The sequence below is a fragment of the Brevundimonas sp. genome, from assembly GCF_052436175.1.
Taxonomy (GTDB): Bacteria; Pseudomonadota; Alphaproteobacteria; order Caulobacterales; family Caulobacteraceae; genus Brevundimonas.
Genome location: NZ_JBQVNM010000066.1, coordinates 1 through 15230 on the forward strand (window position 1 = coordinate 1; position 15230 = coordinate 15230).

Sequence of the window (15230 nt, forward strand, 5' to 3'; positions counted from 1 at the left end):
GCTGTCCGACATCCTGGGTGACGAGGACCATCTCGGCGACATGGACTTCAAGGTCGCGGGGACGGCCGATGGCATCACCTCGCTGCAGATGGACATCAAGGTCGCCGGCATCACCGAGGAGATCATGAAGAAGGCCATCGCCCAGGCGTCGGCCGGTCGTCTTCACATCCTCGACGAGATGGACAAGGCCATCGACGGCGCCCGCACCGAGCTGGGTGAGTTCGCGCCCAAGATCGAGTCCATCAAGGTCCCGGTCGACAAGATCCGCGAAGTCATCGGCACCGGCGGCAAGGTGATCCGCGAGATCGTCGAAAAGACCGGCGCCAAGGTCAACATCGAGGACGACGGCACCGTCAAGATCGCCGCCTCGGACCAGGAAAAGATCGACGCCGCCAAGGCCTGGATCCAGTCCATCGTCTCCGAGCCGGAAGTCGGCACCATCTATACCGGCAAGGTGGTCAAGGTCGTCGATTTCGGCGCCTTCGTGAACTTCTTCGGCGCCAAGGACGGTCTTGTCCACGTGTCGCAGATGGCCCTGGAGCGCGTCGCCAACCCGGCCGACGTCGTCTCGGAAGGCCAGGAAGTGAAGGTCAAGTTCCTCGGCATGGACGATCGCGGCAAGACCAAGCTGTCGATGAAGGTCGTCGATCAGACCACGGGTGAAGACCTGACGGACAAGATCAACGCCGAACGCGCCGAACGCGGCGAAGCCCCCCTGTCGGAAGACACCGGCGGCCGCCCCAAGCGCGAAGGCGGCGACCGTGACCGCGGCGGCGACCGCGGCCGCCGTCGCCGGGACTGACCTCCCGGGCACCGCCGAATGAACGAGGCCCCGCTGGAAACAGCGGGGCCTTTGTCTTGCGCGCCTGCTGTCGAGACCACCCCTCTCCCGGGGCGGTGGGCGTCGGGCCGCCCTGTGTCCGGTCGAATGGCTAATTCAGCGGCCCGGTCGGCTTCGCATCCCGCAGTTCCAGTTTGGCGATGCGGCGGTCCATGTCGGCGACGACCGCTTCCAGCCTTTGCTTTTCGTCGGCCATGTCGACCGGCGTGCCGTCGTCGTAGGTGATCTGGGCGCCTTTGGCGATCAGGTCGAGGCGGTAGATGGCGGTCACCCGTGCGGCCTTGAACCGTTCCAGCTCGCTCCGGCTCATGGTCAGCGCGCCGCCGTGATGACGATCTCGACCTTGTAGCCGGGGTCGGCCAGCCGGGCCTCGGAGGTCGCGCGCGCCGGGGGATTGGCCCGATCGACCCAGGCGTCCCAGACGCTGTTCATGGCGGCGAAGTCGGCGATGTCGGCCAGCCAGATGACGGCCATCAGGATCTTCGACTTGTCCGACCCGGCCCGCGCCAGCAGGGCGTCGATCTCTGCCAGGGCCGTCTTTGTCTGGGCGACCACGTCTTCGCCCGGCTCGCCGACCTGACCGGCCAGATAGAGGGTGTCGCCATGGATGACGGCCTCGCTCATGCGGGCGCCGGGGTCGAGGCGGGTGATCATGACGGGTCTCCTGAAGGGGTCGCCCGGCCTTAGTCCTCCGGAGCCTTTCGCGCCAGTCTCACGGCCGTTGCAGGAACCTCAGCGCGGTCATCGCATGGGCCCGGACCCCGACCGGCAGGGCGCTCTCGTCCACGTCGAACTGTGGCGAATGGTTCGGCGCGGTCTGGGCCGGATCGACGCCCTCCTTCGTCCCGCCCAGATGATAGAAGACCCCGGGGATCTCCTTCTGGAAATAGGAGAAGTCCTCGGCCACCGTCGTCGGCGGGGTGGCCGGATTGACCGTCCCGACCGGCGAGGCCTCGGCCAGCACCGGCGCCAGCCAGGCCGACAGGGCCGGGTCGTTGTAGGTCAGGGCCGCATTCTGGCGGATCGAGAAGTCGGCCGTCGCCCCATAGATTTCCGCGACATGATCGACCGCAGCCTCGGCCCGCTTGACCAGATCGTCGCGCGAGGCGATGTCGAAGGTGCGAAGCGTGCCGCTCAGCGTCGCCTGATCGGGGATGATGTTGTAGCGGACGCCGGCGTTGATGGTGGCGACGGTGAAGACCGTCGGCGTCGTCGTCGGGTCGATGGTCCGCGCTGTCAGGGTATTGATGGTGTTCACCACCTGGGCCGAGGCGGCGATGACGTCCACGCCGCGCCAGGGCCAGGCGCCGTGGGTCTGGCGGCCGTTCAGGGTGATGTCGATCCGGTCGGACGCCGCCATGAAGCCCTGGGGCCGATAGAACAGCGTCCCGGCCTTTCCGGGCACGACGTGGATGCCGAAGATGGCCTCGACCTTGTGGTCCCTGAGCACCCCCTCCTGGATCATCAGGGCGGCGCCGCCCAGGGGCTCTCCCGGAGGGGCGCCCTCCTCCGCCGGCTGGAAGATGAAGACCACCGTGCCGCCGAACCGGTCCTTCATGCCGGCCAGCACCTCGGCGGCGCCCAAGAGCATGGCCATGTGGGCGTCGTGACCGCAGGCATGGGCGACGGGCACGGTCGCCCCCTGATAGGTTCCCGTGGCCTTGGACGCAAAGGGCAGGCCCGTGGCCTCCAGCACCGGCAGGGCGTCCATGTCGGACCTCAGGGCCACGACGCGCGAACCCGGAAGATCGCCCTTGAGCACCCCCACAACCCCGGTCTTGGCGACGCCTGTGGTCACCTCCAGGCCCAGGGCCCGCAGCCGTTCGACGACATAGGCGGCGGTGCTGGTTTCGGCGAAGCCCAGCTCGGGATTCTCATGCAGATGCCGGCGCCACTCTATCACTCGAGGGTTGGCCCGCTCGGCCGCCGCGGCGACCACAGCGGCGAGATCGTCCGAGGGGGCCGGCTGGGCCCGATCCTGGGCATGGGCCGCGCCCGCCGCGCCCAGCGTCAGGGCGGCGGCGAGGAGGATGGCGGCTCGGTCGCGGCGCATGGCGGGTCTCCGTGAGGCGGCGGGTTCGGGGAAGACCGGATCATGAAGCTTTGGCGACGCGGGGCGCAAGCGTCTTGCATCGACGCACGGCTTGCCCGATCACCGGTCCATGGCGGTCAAGAGCGCAACCACGAACTGGCGGCAGGTCGTCCTGGTCTGTCGAAAATGCTCAAAGAAGCTGGACGGCGGCTTCGGCCCCGAGGGCGACAAGTCGCTGAAGAAGGCCCTGCGCAAGTATCTGAAGGCCGGAAAGGGCAAGAAGGCCGAGCTGGTCGTCAAGGAGACCGACTGTTTCGACATCTGCCCCAAGAAGGCGGTCGTGGCCGTCAACGCCGCCAACCCAAAGGCCCTGCTGATCGTCCCTGCCGGCGCGGACCTGTTCGAGGTCAAGGCGCGGCTGGGGCTGCACGACGACCGTCGCTTGAAGGCCGGCCCGTCGCACGAACTGATTTGACGCCGGCACTGGCCTCGGCCTGACAGAGGCGTAGAACAGGGGCGTGAACCTTCGCTCGCCCGCCTTCTTCATCCTGTGCGCCGTCAGCCTGATCGCCTCGGGCGGCAATATGGCGCTGCAATCGGTGCTGCCCGCCATCGGGCGCGAGTTCCGGCTGTCCGACACCCTGGTGGCGGGCGCCTTCGCCATCTCGGCTCTGCTGTGGACCCTGACCTCGCCCTTCTGGGCCCGGTTGTCCGACACGATGGGCCGCAAGCGGGTCATCATGATCGGCCTGTGGGGCTTCGTCATCTCCATGACGGGTTTCGGCCTGGCCGCCACCTCGGGCCTCGAGCATTGGCTGGGCGCCGTCTTCGCCTTCGTCCTGATGGCGGTGGCGCGCAGCGTCTACGGCCTGTTCGGCTCGGCCGCCCCGATCGCCTCCCAGGCCTATGTCGCGGACCGCACCACGGCGGACGAGCGCACCCAGGCCATGTCCCTGCTGGCCTCGGCCCAGGGGTTGGGCACCGTCATCGGCCCAACCCTGGCGCCGGTCTTCGTCCTGCCGATCGTCGGCCTGGCCGGGCCCATGTACGCCTTCGCCCTGATCGCCCTGGTCATGCTGGTGGTGGTCTGGCGCAAGCTGCCCAGCGGCGAGGTCGTTCGCACCCCCTCCCCCACCGGGCGGCCCGACCGACGCGACAAGGGTCTGTGGAAGGACCGGCGCGTGCGCGACTTCCTGCTCTACGGCCTGCTGGTCACGGGCGCCCAGGCGGTCAACATCTCGGTGCTGGGCTTCCACATCATCGACGAGCTGGCCTCGGCGGGGTCTGGCCTCGGCGCCATGGCCGCGCGCGAGGCCCAGCCCTTCATCGGCATCGCCATGCTGACCGGCGCGGTCGCCACCCTGATGGTCCAGTGGGGGCTGATCCCCCTGCTGAAGCTGCAGCCACGCGAGCTGATGCGGTGGGGGGCCGGCCTGGCCCTGGCGGGCAATGTCGTCAGCATCTTCGCCCCGGCCTATTTCGGCGTGGTGGTCGGCTACGCCATCGTGTCCATGGGCGTCGGCTTCGCCCGGCCGGGCTTCACGGCCGGGTCCTCCCTAGCCGTCGGTCCGTCGGAACAGGGCGCGGTCGCCGGGCTGATGATGTCGCTGGCCGGCCTCAGCTTCCTCGGCCCGCCGGTGATCGGTGTGGCCCTGTATGAGATGGCCGAGTTCGCGCCCTTCGCCGCCAACGCCGGGCTTCTGGCGCTGGCGCTAGGGGTCGCCCTGTTCAGCCCAGTCCTGAGGGCCTCCAGCCCAGCGCCGGTCGCCGTGGCGGCGTCTGAACCGCCGGCGAGCCAGCCGGGGCCTGAGGGCGGTAGCTAAAACCCGGCGGTGGCGCGACGACGCCGCAGGACGGCGACAGCCCCGCTCGCGAGCGCCAGGCCGAACAGGATCATCGCCCATTCCGTCATGGTCGGCACGGCCACGAGGCCGGCGACGCTCAGGGAGTTGGTCGTCGCCCACCGGTATTGCGAATCCGGCGTGACGGCCAGGCCGTCGCATTCGTCGTCGCATACGGCGTCTTCCACGATCAGGAGTGCGGGGGCGGTATCCGCCAGATCCGGTGTGAAGTTCAGGTTCAGAATACGATCCCCCGCCACGGCGCCTGCGGGAGTGACGAGTATCGCGCCGTCAAACGCGTCCACCACCTCGGTGAACGTCAGTCCCGGCACACCTGTGATCCCGTCGTTGGCCAAACCGGGCGTTGTGGTGATCGAGACAGCGGAAGCCGTGTCTGTCGCGGCGTCATAGGTGAAGACGCCGGAATAGGTTCCGCTGGCGCCGCTCGCGTCGAACGTCCCGCTGACGTTGTAGGTTACAGGCGCCGCCAAAGCCGCCGTCGCCATGGCGGAGACGACGAAGAGAATGGACGCAAAGCCAAGCGTGTTCATGAGGACCTCCGTGTTTTCCGGCAGGTCGGGCGTTCCAGCCGTACTGAACAATGAAAAGCCCGACACCTGACCCGCGCTCGCCGCCTTGCGTCCGCCCAAAAGGCTTGCGAAATCGTGAATATGACCCTCCGAATCCAAAGCCGCATCGGCGTCCAGACGTCGGCCGACCGCATCTGGGCCCTGATCGAGGACCTTTCCTATTGGGATCGCTGGAATCCGGTCGAGACGGGGGTCTCCGGCCATATCGCCTTCGGGGGGCAGATCGCCCTCACCGAACGGGTCGAGAGCCTGCCTGAACGCCAGGTCCAGTACCGGGTCGCCGAATGGCAGCCCCGGGCGCAGCTGGTGCTGGCCGAAAAGCGCGGCTGGCAGTTCGGCGCCCTGCGCTTCTTCGAGATCGACGAGCTGGAGCCCGGCAACTGCATCGTCGCCAACGGCCTGGTCCTGTCCGGCTTCCGGGGCGAGAGCTTCCACGACAAGCACAAGCGGGTGATCCGCGCCGCCTATGACGAGGTCAGTCAGGCGATCAAGGCGGCCGCCGAAGCTTCCTGAAAGGACGGCTGGCGATCAGCCGCCGCCCGTGCCCCTCATGGTGTCCTGGATGTTGATGATCGCGGGCCCCAGGATCACCACGAACAGCACCGGCAGGAAGAACAGGATCATCGGCACGGTCAGCTTGGCCGGCAGGGCCGCGGCCTTCTTTTCCGCCGCCGACATTCTCAGATCCCGGTTTTCCTTGGCCATGGTGCGCAGGGCCGTGCCCAGGGGCGTGCCGTACTGTTCGGCCTGGACCATGGCGGTGGCCACCGACTTGACCCCCGCATGGTTGGTGCGCTTGGCCAGACCTTCGTAGGCCATGCGGCGCTCGGGCAGGTAGGACAGTTCCGCCGACAGCAGGCTGAGCTCCTCGGCCAGGTCGATGGAGGACGGGCCGATCTCCTGGCTGACCTTGACGATGGCCTGTTCGATCGACATCCCGGCCTCGACGCAGATCAGCAGCAGGTCGAGCGCGTCCGGGAAGGCCTGCATGATCGACTGCTGGCGCTTGGCGATCCGGTTCGTGAGATAGATGTTCGGCGCATAGAAGCCGATCATCGTTGCGATCATGACGCCGGTGATGCGGATCATGACCGGCTGGCCGAAGTCGTTGACGACGAACAGGTAGAAGACCGCCAGAGCCATGAAGACGAAGGGCATGGTGAAGCGGAAGAAGTAGAACCGCGTCAGGGGCTTGGGCCCGCGGAAGCCGGCCTGGGCCATCTTGTCGACGACCTTGGGGTCTTCCAGCAGCTTGGTCAGATTCAGCCGTTCGACGATGTCCTTCTGGAAGCCTTCGTCGGTGTGGCGCAGCCCGCCCGCGCCGGTGGCCAGGGCCTGGCGTGAGCGGCGCTTCAGCTCGTCCCGGCGCTGGGCCACGGCCTTCATGCGTCCCTCCAGGCTGGCCCCGCCGGCCATGGGGGCCAGCAGGGTGACCAGGGTGGCGAAGACCAGCAGGCCGACGAGGATGCTGATCAGGTTCTGGGGCTGGGTCAGGAAGTGGATCATCACGCCGCCCTAGAACTTGAACGAGATCATGCGCTTCATCACGAAGACGCCGCAGGACATCCAGATCGCCGCCCCCAGGAGCATCACCTGGCCGCGCGGGTCGGTGAACAGCAGCATGATGTAGGCGGGCGTGGTCAGGAAGACGAGACCCATGACGATGATCGGCAGGGAGCCGATGATGCCGGCGGAGGCCATGGCCTCGGACGACAGGGCCTTGATCTTCTCGCCCATCATGCGGCGCGCGCGCAGCACGGTCGTCAGGTTGGACAGGGCCTCGGCCAGGTTGCCGCCTGTCTTCTGCTGGATGGCGATGACGATCGAGAAGAACTTCAGTTCGCTGGTCGGCATGCGCTCGTACATCTTGTCCAGTGCCTGGGCGAGGGTCTGGCCCACGCCGATGGCCTCGACCAGCCGCTGGAACTCCGGACCCAAAGGCGCCGGGCTCTCCTTGGCGATGATCTTGAAGCACTCGTGAACCGGCAGGCCCGACTTGATGCCGCGCACGATGACATCCACGGCGTTGGCGAACTCGCCCGAAAACTGCTTCATCCGGCGCTTGCCCATGAAGCTGACGACCCAGCGCGGGAGGCCCAGACCGAAAACGGCGCCCAGACCGAGGCAGAGGAAGATATTGGCCCCCAGCAGCCAGGGCAGCAGCAGGGCCAGAACCCCGAGGACCACGCTGATGATCCAGAAGGTGCGGATGTTCAGCGACAGACCGGCCTGGGTCAGCTTGGCCGCCATGGTCAGGCGGGCCTTGCGTTCCTTGCGCTCGGCGTCCTTGAGCTGAAGCAGGATCTGCTTGCGGCGGGCCTCGGGCGTATTGGCCTGGGCGGCGGCGATCTTGCGGGCGGCCTTGGAGTTGGGCGAGGCGGCCAGGGCTCTGGCGCGCTTGACGCCCTGGTCGGCGGGCGCGTCGCCCCCCACGAAGGCCCAGCCCAGTCCGCCGATGGTGATGAAGGCGAGAACCGCCGCGAGGATCGGCAGCATCCCGTTACTCCGCCGCGTCCAGGGCCTCGGCCAGTTCCCGTTCCAGCCCGTAGTAGCGGGCGCGGTCCCAGAAGCGGGGACGGGCGATGCCGGTCGAACGATGGCGGCCGACGACCTTGCCGTTGGCGTCCTCGCCGGTGATCTCATAGACGAACAGGTCCTGGGTGACGATCACGTCGCCCTCCAGCCCGACCACCTCGGTGATGTGGGTGATGCGGCGCGAGCCGTCGCGCAGTCGGGTGGCCTGGATGATGATGTCGACCGAGCCGGTGATCATCTCGCGGATGGTCTTGGACGGCAGGCCGTAGCCGCCCATGGTGATCATGGATTCCATCCGGCTGATGGCCTCACGCGGGGAGTTGGCGTGGAGCGTGCCCATCGAGCCGTCGTGGCCGGTGTTCATGGCCTGCAACAGGTCGAAGGCCTCCGGGCCCCGGACCTCGCCGACGATGATGCGTTCGGGGCGCATCCGCAGGCAGTTCTTCACCAGGTCGCGCATGGTGATCATGCCCTGGCCTTCGAGGTTCGGCGGCCGGGTCTCAAGACGGACCACATGCGGCTGCTGCAGCTGAAGCTCGGCCGCGTCCTCGCAGGTGATGACCCGCTCGGTCGGGTCGATGAAGGCCGTCATGGTGTTCAGCAGGGTGGTCTTGCCCGAACCCGTGCCGCCCGAGATGACGACGTTGCAGCGGCAGGCCCCGATGACGCCGAGAACGCGCGCCCCTTCCGGACTGATGGAGGCGTACTCCACCAGGTTGCGCATCGTCAGCTTGTCCTTCTTGAACTTCCGGATCGTCAGGGTCGGTCCGTCGATCGCCAGGGGCGGGGCGATGACGTTGACCCGCGACCCGTCCGGCAGACGGGCGTCGCAGATGGGGCTGCTTTCGTCCACGCGGCGGCCGACCTGACTGACGATCCGCTGGCAGATGTTCATCAGCTGGGTGTTGTCGCGGAAGCGGACGTTGGTCAGCTGGACCTTGCCGCCCACTTCGATGAAGACCCGGCCCGCGCCGTTGACCATGATGTCGGCGATGTCGTCGCGGGCCAGCAGAGGCTCCAGCGGTCCATAGCCCAGGATGTCTTTGACGATGTCCTGGACCAGGTGCTCCTGCTCGGCCACCGACATGGAGACGTTCTTGATCGCCACCAGTTCGGCGACGATGTCGCGGATCTCTTCCGACGCCGCCTTCTGGTCCAGCTGAGCCAGTTGGGACAGGTCGATGGTGTTCATCAAGGCGTTGAAGATCGTGGTCTTCGTCGCGTGGTAGTAGTCCGATTGTTCGCGAACGATCTCGGTGACCGGCTGGGCGCGCTTGAGCTGCTCGAGGCCGGGCGTCTGGCGGGGTCCGGGGCCGCCGGCCTGTGGCGCGGGGACCGGCGCGGGAGCGGCCTTGGGGCGCGCCAGGGCGTCGAGGCGATCCGCCGAGGCCGAGGCGGTCGGACGATGGCCCTGAGAGGCGGTTTGAGAGGCGGTCTGGGAGGCGGTCGGACCAGAGGCCGCGTGGACGAACTCGGCCTCTTCGTCGATGTCGTCGGAGAAGCCGAAGGCCTGGGCCTGCACGCCTTGGGCGAGCTGAGGCGCAGCACGAGCCTCCGAAACCGCAGGGGCGACGCTCTGAGGCCCCGGGGCCTGACCTGAACGCTTTCCGAACACGCCCGATCAGCCCTTCTTGAACAGGCCGGCCAGCAGAGACTTGCCCTCCGCCTTGGGCGCAGGCGCCGCCTTGGCGGCCTTGGCGGGCTTGGCGCCCTTGCCCGGCGTCTGGGGCAGTTCGCGCTGGGTGACGATCTGGGCCAGGGTCTGGAAGGCCTCGGCGGCCTTGGATTTGGCGGCGGCGTCGATGATCATCTGGCCGTTGTTGGCGGCCGCCCCGAACAGCTTGGCGTCGAACGGGATGACCAGGCTGGGATGCACGCCCAGGGCGGCGCCGAAGTCCTTGGTCGGGATCTCGGGGCGACCCGGCAGGCCGACCTGGTTCAGCACCAGACGCGGCGGAGCGTCGTTCGGGCGACCCTGACGGATCAGGTCGATCATGTTCTTGGCGTTGCGCAGGCTGGCCAGGTCGGGCGTCGCCACCACCACCACCTCGTCGGCGGTGATGAGGGTGCGCCTCACCCAGGGCGACCAGAGGTGCGGAATGTCCAGGATGACGAAGGGGGCCGTGCCGCGGATGCGTCCGGTGACCTCCTCGAAGGCCTCGGCGCTGATGTCCCAGTCGTTGTCCAGGGTGGCCGGGGCGGCGAACAGGGAGAGCTTGTCGGTGCAGCGGACCATCATCCGGTCCAGCAGGGTGGCGTCCAGGCGATCCGGCTGGCCCAGGGCGTCAGCGACGCCGTTCAGCGGATCCTGATTGAAGTCCAGACCCGCCGTGCCGAACGGCAGGTCGTAGTCGACGATGACCGAGTTGGCGCCGATGCGCTCGGAAATGGCGTAGGCGGTGTTGTGGGCCACGGCCGAGGCGCCGGCCCCGCCGCGCGCGCCGACGAAGGCGATGGTGCGGCCGACGAAGGGCTGGCTGGGGTCGGAGAACAGGCCGCCGATGGCCGCGATCAGCTGCAGGGGCTGGATCGGCGCGACGAGGTATTCGCTGACTCCTCGCCGCATCAGTTCGCGGAACAGCAGGATGTCGTTGGTGGCGCCGACCACGATGACCTTGGTGCCGGCGTCACAGACCTCGGCCAGGGCGTCGACCTGGGCCAGCAGCGTGCCGGGGTCGGCCATGCACTCGACCACGATCAGCGGCGGGGTCGGCTCATGCTGATAGGCCTGGACCGCCGCCGGGACGCCGCCGCTGCGGATATGGGTCGTGGCGCGGCTCATCCGCCGGTCCTGGCCCGCGCGCTCGGCCGAGGCGAGGGTGTCCTGGCGTTCGGCGAAGACGTGGATGGCGATGCGCGGGATCGATACGTCGGCGCGCACGGCTGTGTGATCGGTGATCGGCGGCGTCGGCTCCGCAGAGGCGGCCGGCGCGGCATAGGCCGGCGTCGGATCGACGGGAGCCTGAGGCGCCTGGACAGGATGGGTCGGGGCGACAGGCGTCGGGGCGGTCGAAACGGGGGGCGGCTCGATAAAGCCGGCCTGAACCGGGGCTGTCTGAACCGGGGCTGTCTGCATCGGCGCCGGCGGCGCCTGGGGCGCGGCGAAGGCGGCCGGCGCCTGGGGCAGGGCCGCCGGGGAGGCGGACAGGAACTCGGTGTCGAGGTCGAACTCGTCCTCGAAGGCGTCCAGGGGGCTGTTGGCGAAGGCGTTGGTCATAGCGTCAATTCACCGCCTGGGAGACACGCCCTTCGGCCACCAGGGTCTCCCGGGTCGCGGCCGTGGGTTCGCCCTTGCGGTAGTGGTCGAAGACCACGGAGCGACGGCTGGACTCGGTCGGGGTGATGGCGCGGGGCTGTACGATGTCGCGGGGGTTGGCGATCTGGGCCGCCAGATTGGCCGTCACCGCGCAGCCGAAGTTGCTGGAGGTGGCGTTGTTGGCGGTGCGCGACAGGTTGTCCCAATGGGTTCCGCACTGGGGCACGGCGGCCCTCAGGGTCTCGAAGCCGACCAGAACCGGGGCGCGGGGGTCCGGCGCCGCATAGGAGATCACCTGCACCTGTCCCGGGGCGCCGAGCGCTTCCAGCGCGGCCTTGGTCGCCCAGGCGAAACCATTGGACACCGGATCTTCGCCGCCCGGCGCCTCGACGCGGATGACCGGAGCGCCGGCGGCCACATAGCGGCCGACCAGGGCGGCCAGAGCCGCGTTCTGGGTCTGCGAAAGGCCGTCCTCGTGGACGTTCAGGGCGATACGGTCCAGACCGCTTTCGACCTGAAGCGAGAAGCGGGACGTCGGGGTCAGGGGCGCGGGGCCGTAACCGCCGGCCGGGGCGCCCATGCAGGCCGCGAGGCTCGCGGACGCGACCAGGGCCGCGATCAGGCTCACGCGCGTGGCGCGGCGGGTTCCGGGGGGCTGTGTGCGATGCATCTTCCGGCCTCTCAATCGATCACATAGCCCACGGGGCCCTGCCACCCGGCCCCGCCCGAGGCGGCGGGCGACGGGGTGCCGTAGGTCTGGTTCAGCTGGCCGAACAGGGTGGTCTGGATGTCGGTCGCGATCCGCAGGCCGTCGGCGGGCGTCTGCAGCCGACCGGGCGAGGTCGCGGTCACCAGATAGGGTTCGACGATCACCACCAGTTCGGTCTCGCCGCTCAGATAGTCGCGCGAGCGGAACAGGGAGCCCAGGACGGGCATGGTCGCCATGCCCGGCAGGGAATCGATGGCCTGGCGCGTGGATTCCTGCAGCAGGCCCGCGATCATCATCGCCCCGCCCGACGGCAGTTCGACCGTGTTCTCGGAGCGGCGGACCTGAAGCCCCTGAAGCGTCAGGGCCGAGGCCGTGCCGGCGCCCAGGGTGAAGCCGCCCTGGCTGGTCAGTTCGGACACCTCGACCTTGACCTGCAGCGAGATGCGCCCGCCGGTCAGGACCACCGGGCGGAAGGCCAGGCTGACGCCATAGGGCTTGTATTCGATGGAGACGTTGCCGTCGCGGTCGCGACCGGTCGGAACCGGGAACTCGCCGCCGGCCAGGAAGCTGGCGCTTTCTCCATTGACCGAGGTCAGGTTGGGCTCGGCCAGGGTGCGAACCAGGCCGACCCGCTCGAAGGCCTTGATGGTGGCCTCGCCCTTGTTGAGATCGTCGGAGCCGGGGCCCGTGCCGGGCTGGGCGGTGTCCCAGTTGGCCGCATCCTCGGGTCCGCGCACCGTGAAGGGACACAGGGCGCCCTCGGCCCATCCGGCGCCCGTGCAGGGACGCTCCAGCTGATAGTTCTGGGTGGTGTCGCGTGACACCCCGCCCGAGACGCCGCCCAGGAGGCCGCCGTTGACGCCCCAGGTCGCCGCCTGGCCGAGCAGGAACTGGGTGTCCCCCAGTTGGCCGATCACGGCGGAGGTGTCGAAGCCGAGCTGTTTGATGGCGTTGCGCTGCACCTCGATCACGCGGACCTTGAGCGTCACCTGATCCGAACCGGCGACGGAAATCATGTTCAGCACCTTCTCCGGCGCCGAGACGAAGGCGCCGGCGACGCGGGCGATGCGGTCGGCCTCGGCCGGGCTGGTGACCAGTCCGGTCAGAACCACGCTGTCGTTGATGGCCTCGGCCGTGACCTGGGCGCCGGGCGCGATCCGGTTGATCGTCTCCTGCAGGGCCGAGACGCCCGCATCGACCCGAACCTTGAGCGACAGGATCGGCCGTCCGGCGGCGTCCAGGAAGACCGCGTCGGTCTGGCCCGCGCCGACCCCGATGATGGTGATGCGGCGCGAGTTGTGCAGCATGGCCTCGGCCACGCGGGGGTCGGCGATGATGACGTCACGGGCATCGGTCGGCAGGTCGACGGCGAAGGACGCCCCTCGCGCGATGCTGACCGGCCGCGGCGCCCCGCCCAAGGGCACGGCGGATTGCAGGCCCGTCGCTGCCACCGGGGCGGAATAGGTCGGCGCGGCATAGGCGGGCGCGGCGCTGATCTGGGCCGCCACACTCATGGGCGCGATCGCGCCGGCGGTCAGGGCGAGTGTCGCCGCCAGGGCTGTGAGGCGACGGGCGAGGGAGGCGGAGGGAAGGGTCATTGCACCACCACGGTTTCGGCCTCGCCGCCGCGATAGACGCGCACGACGGCGTTCTGGCGCGGCGGCGGGGCGACGCGGCCGGAGGGGCCTTCGGTATCGGCGTAAGAGCGCAGCACCAGCGACAGGTCGCCCTCGGACTTGGCCAGGGCCAGGGCCTCGGCGTCCTGGGGCCCCAGCTCCAGGGTGGCGGTCGCGCCCACCACCGCCTGTTCGTCCTCGGCTGCGCGCGTGGTCTGGTCGATGGCCAGAACCTTGACGTTGCGCATCACGGTCGAGGAGGCGAACTTGGATTCCTGCGTGGCGCCGGCGATGTTGCTCAGCGTCGTCTGGCGCGTCAGGAGCACGTCCACGCGGTCGCCGGGCAGGATGAAGCCCCCGGCGGCGGTCTCGACCGAGACGCGGATGGCCATGGCCCGCATGCCGGGCTCCAGATAGGCGGCCAGATAGCCGCTGTCCCCGGCGCGCACGATCTTGCGCGGGACGATGGGCTCTCCGGCCAGGATGGGTTCGCGCACGACCGAACCGACATAGTCGGCCTTGGCGCCGCCGGTCGCCATCTCCGTGGCGGCACGAGTGACGGCGGCGACGGCGCCCTTCGGCTTGTCGGCGCCCTCGACGGTCTGATCGTCCTTGGCGCCCTTTTTGACGTCCTTGGCGGCCTCTTCGGCCTCGGCTGGGGTCGGCGGCTTGGGAAGGGGGACGGAGCCGTCGGTGATGAAGGCCGGATTGACCTCGGCGACCGGCCAGTCCTTCCAGTCCAGATCGGCTTCGGTCAGGCGCTGGCCCGGTTTCAGGTCGCGCGCGGCGACCAGGACCTTGGCCATCGGCACGGCCTCGGGCGCGGCGGCGGAGGCGACGGCGACGGGTTTTCCGGAAGATCCCATGGCGCGCACGACAAAGGCCAGCCCGATGGCGGCGACGGCGGCGACACAGATGACGGCGATACGGGCGGGCTTCATCGACGGTCTCCGACAGGGCCGCGATCGCGCCGGAATCGATTTCCGGTTCCCTGCCGTTAACAAGAATGAAGGCGTGAGGTTAACGCGCTCCTAAACGCGCCCACGGCGTTTTGTAAAAAAGGGTCTCAACCCAGGGCTGTGAGGGCCACGGCGATCGAACTGGCCGGAAACACCATCAGCACGCCGGCGCAGATGGCCACGCCATAGGGAATATCGCCCTTGGGCTCCAGCAGCCGTCCGGCCCAGCCGCCCATGCCGACGACGTAGGGCTGGAAGCCCCGCCGGGCCAGAATCAGCAGCATGCAAAAGGCGCCGCCGAACAGGCCGATCCAGAGGGCCGCCATGCCCGCGCTCCCCCAGCCCAGCCAGAGGGCGGCGGCGGCCATGAGTTTGGCGTCGCCCCCGCCGATGATGCGGCCCGCGAACAGGCCGATCCCGATGGCGAGAGCCAGAACCCCGGCCGCCAGATGTCCGCCGACGGCGGCCAGATCCAGACCGGCTGCCCAGGCCACCGGGGCGAAGCCGAGGACGAGCACCCCCGAGATCCAGTTCGGAATGGTCATGGAGGTCAGATCCTTCAGCGCCGCGACGATCACGAGGGCGGGCAGGAGGCTCAGAAGGGCGACATGGATGACGGTCATGGCGACACTCTACGCGGGAGGCCGTTAAAGCCGGGTTTCGGCGGCGAGAAAGCAAAGGGGCCGGGGCGTTTCCGCCCCGGCCCCTCGCCGGTCTGAAGACCTCAGGTCAGGTCGGCTTAGCCGCCCATGCCTTCGGTGACTTCCTCGAACTTGCCCGAGATGGTGGTGCCCAGGGCCGTGACGGCGCCGATGATGACGACAGCGATCAGGGCGGCGATCAGGCCGTAC

The 15230-nt window shown here is 68.8% G+C and carries 17 protein-coding genes; 4 read left to right on the forward strand and 13 right to left on the reverse strand.

Going from position 1 to position 15230, the window contains the following annotated elements; genetic code table 11:
* The coding region (locus tag ACT6QK_RS12745) for a S1 RNA-binding domain-containing protein (RefSeq protein ID WP_444598196.1) at window positions 1–802 on the forward strand (802 nt) is incomplete at its 5' end.
* A 130-nt stretch (window positions 803–932) separates the two neighbouring features.
* On the opposite strand, the gene ACT6QK_RS12750 is transcribed toward ACT6QK_RS12745, so the two are convergent.
* From ACT6QK_RS12750 to ACT6QK_RS12760, 3 genes are read right to left on the reverse strand one after another with little or no spacing between them, the layout of a single operon-like run.
* The gene (locus ACT6QK_RS12750) at window positions 933–1151 is read right to left on the reverse strand and encodes a hypothetical protein (RefSeq protein ID WP_444598197.1); all 219 of its coding nucleotides are present in this window, start codon (window positions 1149–1151) and stop codon (window positions 933–935) included.
* A gap of 2 nt (window positions 1152–1153) precedes the next feature.
* Window positions 1154–1495: a RidA family protein gene (locus ACT6QK_RS12755; RefSeq protein WP_444598198.1), complete on the reverse strand. Its 342-nt coding sequence runs from the start codon at window positions 1493–1495 to the stop codon at window positions 1154–1156.
* Window positions 1496–1553: 58 nt separating this feature from the next.
* Entirely contained in the window at window positions 1554–2894 is a 1341-nt protein-coding gene (locus ACT6QK_RS12760) for an amidohydrolase (RefSeq protein WP_444598199.1), read from the reverse strand.
* Window positions 2895–3003: 109 nt separating this feature from the next.
* Here ACT6QK_RS12760 and ACT6QK_RS12765 point away from each other — a divergent pair, with 109 nt between their 5' ends.
* Both ACT6QK_RS12765 and ACT6QK_RS12770 read left to right on the forward strand, forming a co-directional pair.
* The gene (locus tag ACT6QK_RS12765) at window positions 3004–3348 is read left to right on the forward strand and encodes a hypothetical protein (protein ID WP_444598200.1); all 345 of its coding nucleotides are present in this window, start codon (window positions 3004–3006) and stop codon (window positions 3346–3348) included.
* A 43-nt stretch (window positions 3349–3391) separates the two neighbouring features.
* Complete coding sequence (locus ACT6QK_RS12770) at window positions 3392–4696, forward strand: MFS transporter (protein ID WP_444598201.1); 1305 nt, start codon at window positions 3392–3394, stop codon at window positions 4694–4696.
* On the opposite strand, the gene ACT6QK_RS12775 is transcribed toward ACT6QK_RS12770, so the two are convergent.
* Window positions 4693–5364, reverse strand: coding sequence for an IPTL-CTERM sorting domain-containing protein (locus ACT6QK_RS12775; RefSeq protein ID WP_444598202.1), 672 nt, complete (start codon window positions 5362–5364; stop codon window positions 4693–4695). The two genes, ACT6QK_RS12770 and ACT6QK_RS12775, sit on opposite strands and share 4 nt — an antisense overlap.
* A gap of 21 nt (window positions 5365–5385) precedes the next feature.
* On the opposite strand from ACT6QK_RS12775, the gene ACT6QK_RS12780 reads away from it, so the two are divergent.
* On the forward strand, window positions 5386–5817 hold the full coding sequence (locus tag ACT6QK_RS12780; RefSeq protein WP_444598203.1) for an SRPBCC domain-containing protein: 432 nt from the start codon (window positions 5386–5388) through the stop codon (window positions 5815–5817).
* A gap of 15 nt (window positions 5818–5832) precedes the next feature.
* Here the strand turns inward: ACT6QK_RS12780 and ACT6QK_RS12785 are convergent, their stop codons facing one another.
* The 9 genes from ACT6QK_RS12785 to ACT6QK_RS12825 all read right to left on the reverse strand — a co-directional run bounded on the left by ACT6QK_RS12785 (window position 5833) and on the right by ACT6QK_RS12825 (window position 15223).
* Entirely contained in the window at window positions 5833–6810 is a 978-nt protein-coding gene (locus ACT6QK_RS12785) for a type II secretion system F family protein (protein WP_444598204.1), read from the reverse strand.
* A 9-nt stretch (window positions 6811–6819) separates the two neighbouring features.
* On the reverse strand, window positions 6820–7800 hold the full coding sequence (locus tag ACT6QK_RS12790; RefSeq protein ID WP_444598205.1) for a type II secretion system F family protein: 981 nt from the start codon (window positions 7798–7800) through the stop codon (window positions 6820–6822).
* 4 nt (window positions 7801–7804) lie between these two features.
* Complete coding sequence (locus ACT6QK_RS12795) at window positions 7805–9361, reverse strand: CpaF family protein (RefSeq protein WP_444598206.1); 1557 nt, start codon at window positions 9359–9361, stop codon at window positions 7805–7807.
* Between the two features lie 99 nt (window positions 9362–9460).
* Window positions 9461–11056 (reverse strand): AAA family ATPase, encoded by a 1596-nt coding sequence (locus tag ACT6QK_RS12800; protein ID WP_444598207.1) that lies wholly within the window; start codon window positions 11054–11056, stop codon window positions 9461–9463.
* Window positions 11057–11060: 4 nt separating this feature from the next.
* On the reverse strand, window positions 11061–11765 hold the full coding sequence (locus ACT6QK_RS12805) for a CpaD family pilus assembly protein (protein WP_444598208.1): 705 nt from the start codon (window positions 11763–11765) through the stop codon (window positions 11061–11063).
* Between the two features lie 11 nt (window positions 11766–11776).
* The gene (locus ACT6QK_RS12810; protein ID WP_444598209.1) at window positions 11777–13402 is read right to left on the reverse strand and encodes a type II and III secretion system protein family protein; all 1626 of its coding nucleotides are present in this window, start codon (window positions 13400–13402) and stop codon (window positions 11777–11779) included.
* Window positions 13399–14361, reverse strand: a complete 963-nt coding sequence (cpaB, locus tag ACT6QK_RS12815; RefSeq protein ID WP_444598210.1) for a Flp pilus assembly protein CpaB — start codon at window positions 14359–14361, stop codon at window positions 13399–13401. Before cpaB ends, ACT6QK_RS12810 begins: the two co-directional genes overlap by 4 nt.
* Window positions 14362–14486: 125 nt before the next feature.
* A complete protein-coding gene (locus ACT6QK_RS12820; RefSeq protein WP_444598211.1) occupies window positions 14487–15002 on the reverse strand; it encodes an A24 family peptidase in 516 nt (171 codons plus the stop codon).
* Window positions 15003–15118: 116 nt separating this feature from the next.
* On the reverse strand, window positions 15119–15223 hold the full coding sequence (locus ACT6QK_RS12825; protein ID WP_444598212.1) for a Flp family type IVb pilin: 105 nt from the start codon (window positions 15221–15223) through the stop codon (window positions 15119–15121).
* Between the last annotated feature and the right edge of the window lie 7 nt (window positions 15224–15230).

What these genes read in the sequence shown, in the direction of transcription:
- cpaB (WP_444598210.1), bottom strand. Translation starts at nt 14,361, where the DNA reads ATGAAGCCCGCCCGTATCGCCGTCATCTGTGTCGCCGCCGTCGCCGCC.
- ACT6QK_RS12780 (WP_444598203.1), top strand. Translation starts at nt 5,386, where the DNA reads ATGACCCTCCGAATCCAAAGCCGCATCGGCGTCCAGACGTCGGCCGAC.
- ACT6QK_RS12820 (WP_444598211.1), bottom strand. Translation starts at nt 15,002, where the DNA reads ATGACCGTCATCCATGTCGCCCTTCTGAGCCTCCTGCCCGCCCTCGTG.
- ACT6QK_RS12765 (WP_444598200.1), top strand. Translation starts at nt 3,004, where the DNA reads ATGGCGGTCAAGAGCGCAACCACGAACTGGCGGCAGGTCGTCCTGGTC.
- ACT6QK_RS12760 (WP_444598199.1), bottom strand. Translation starts at nt 2,894, where the DNA reads ATGCGCCGCGACCGAGCCGCCATCCTCCTCGCCGCCGCCCTGACGCTG.
- ACT6QK_RS12800 (WP_444598207.1), bottom strand. Translation starts at nt 11,056, where the DNA reads ATGACCAACGCCTTCGCCAACAGCCCCCTGGACGCCTTCGAGGACGAG.
- ACT6QK_RS12805 (WP_444598208.1), bottom strand. Translation starts at nt 11,765, where the DNA reads ATGCATCGCACACAGCCCCCCGGAACCCGCCGCGCCACGCGCGTGAGC.
- ACT6QK_RS12790 (WP_444598205.1), bottom strand. Translation starts at nt 7,800, where the DNA reads ATGCTGCCGATCCTCGCGGCGGTTCTCGCCTTCATCACCATCGGCGGA.
- ACT6QK_RS12810 (WP_444598209.1), bottom strand. Translation starts at nt 13,402, where the DNA reads ATGACCCTTCCCTCCGCCTCCCTCGCCCGTCGCCTCACAGCCCTGGCG.
- ACT6QK_RS12755 (WP_444598198.1), bottom strand. Translation starts at nt 1,495, where the DNA reads ATGATCACCCGCCTCGACCCCGGCGCCCGCATGAGCGAGGCCGTCATC.
- ACT6QK_RS12750 (WP_444598197.1), bottom strand. Translation starts at nt 1,151, where the DNA reads ATGAGCCGGAGCGAGCTGGAACGGTTCAAGGCCGCACGGGTGACCGCC.
- ACT6QK_RS12785 (WP_444598204.1), bottom strand. Translation starts at nt 6,810, where the DNA reads ATGATCCACTTCCTGACCCAGCCCCAGAACCTGATCAGCATCCTCGTC.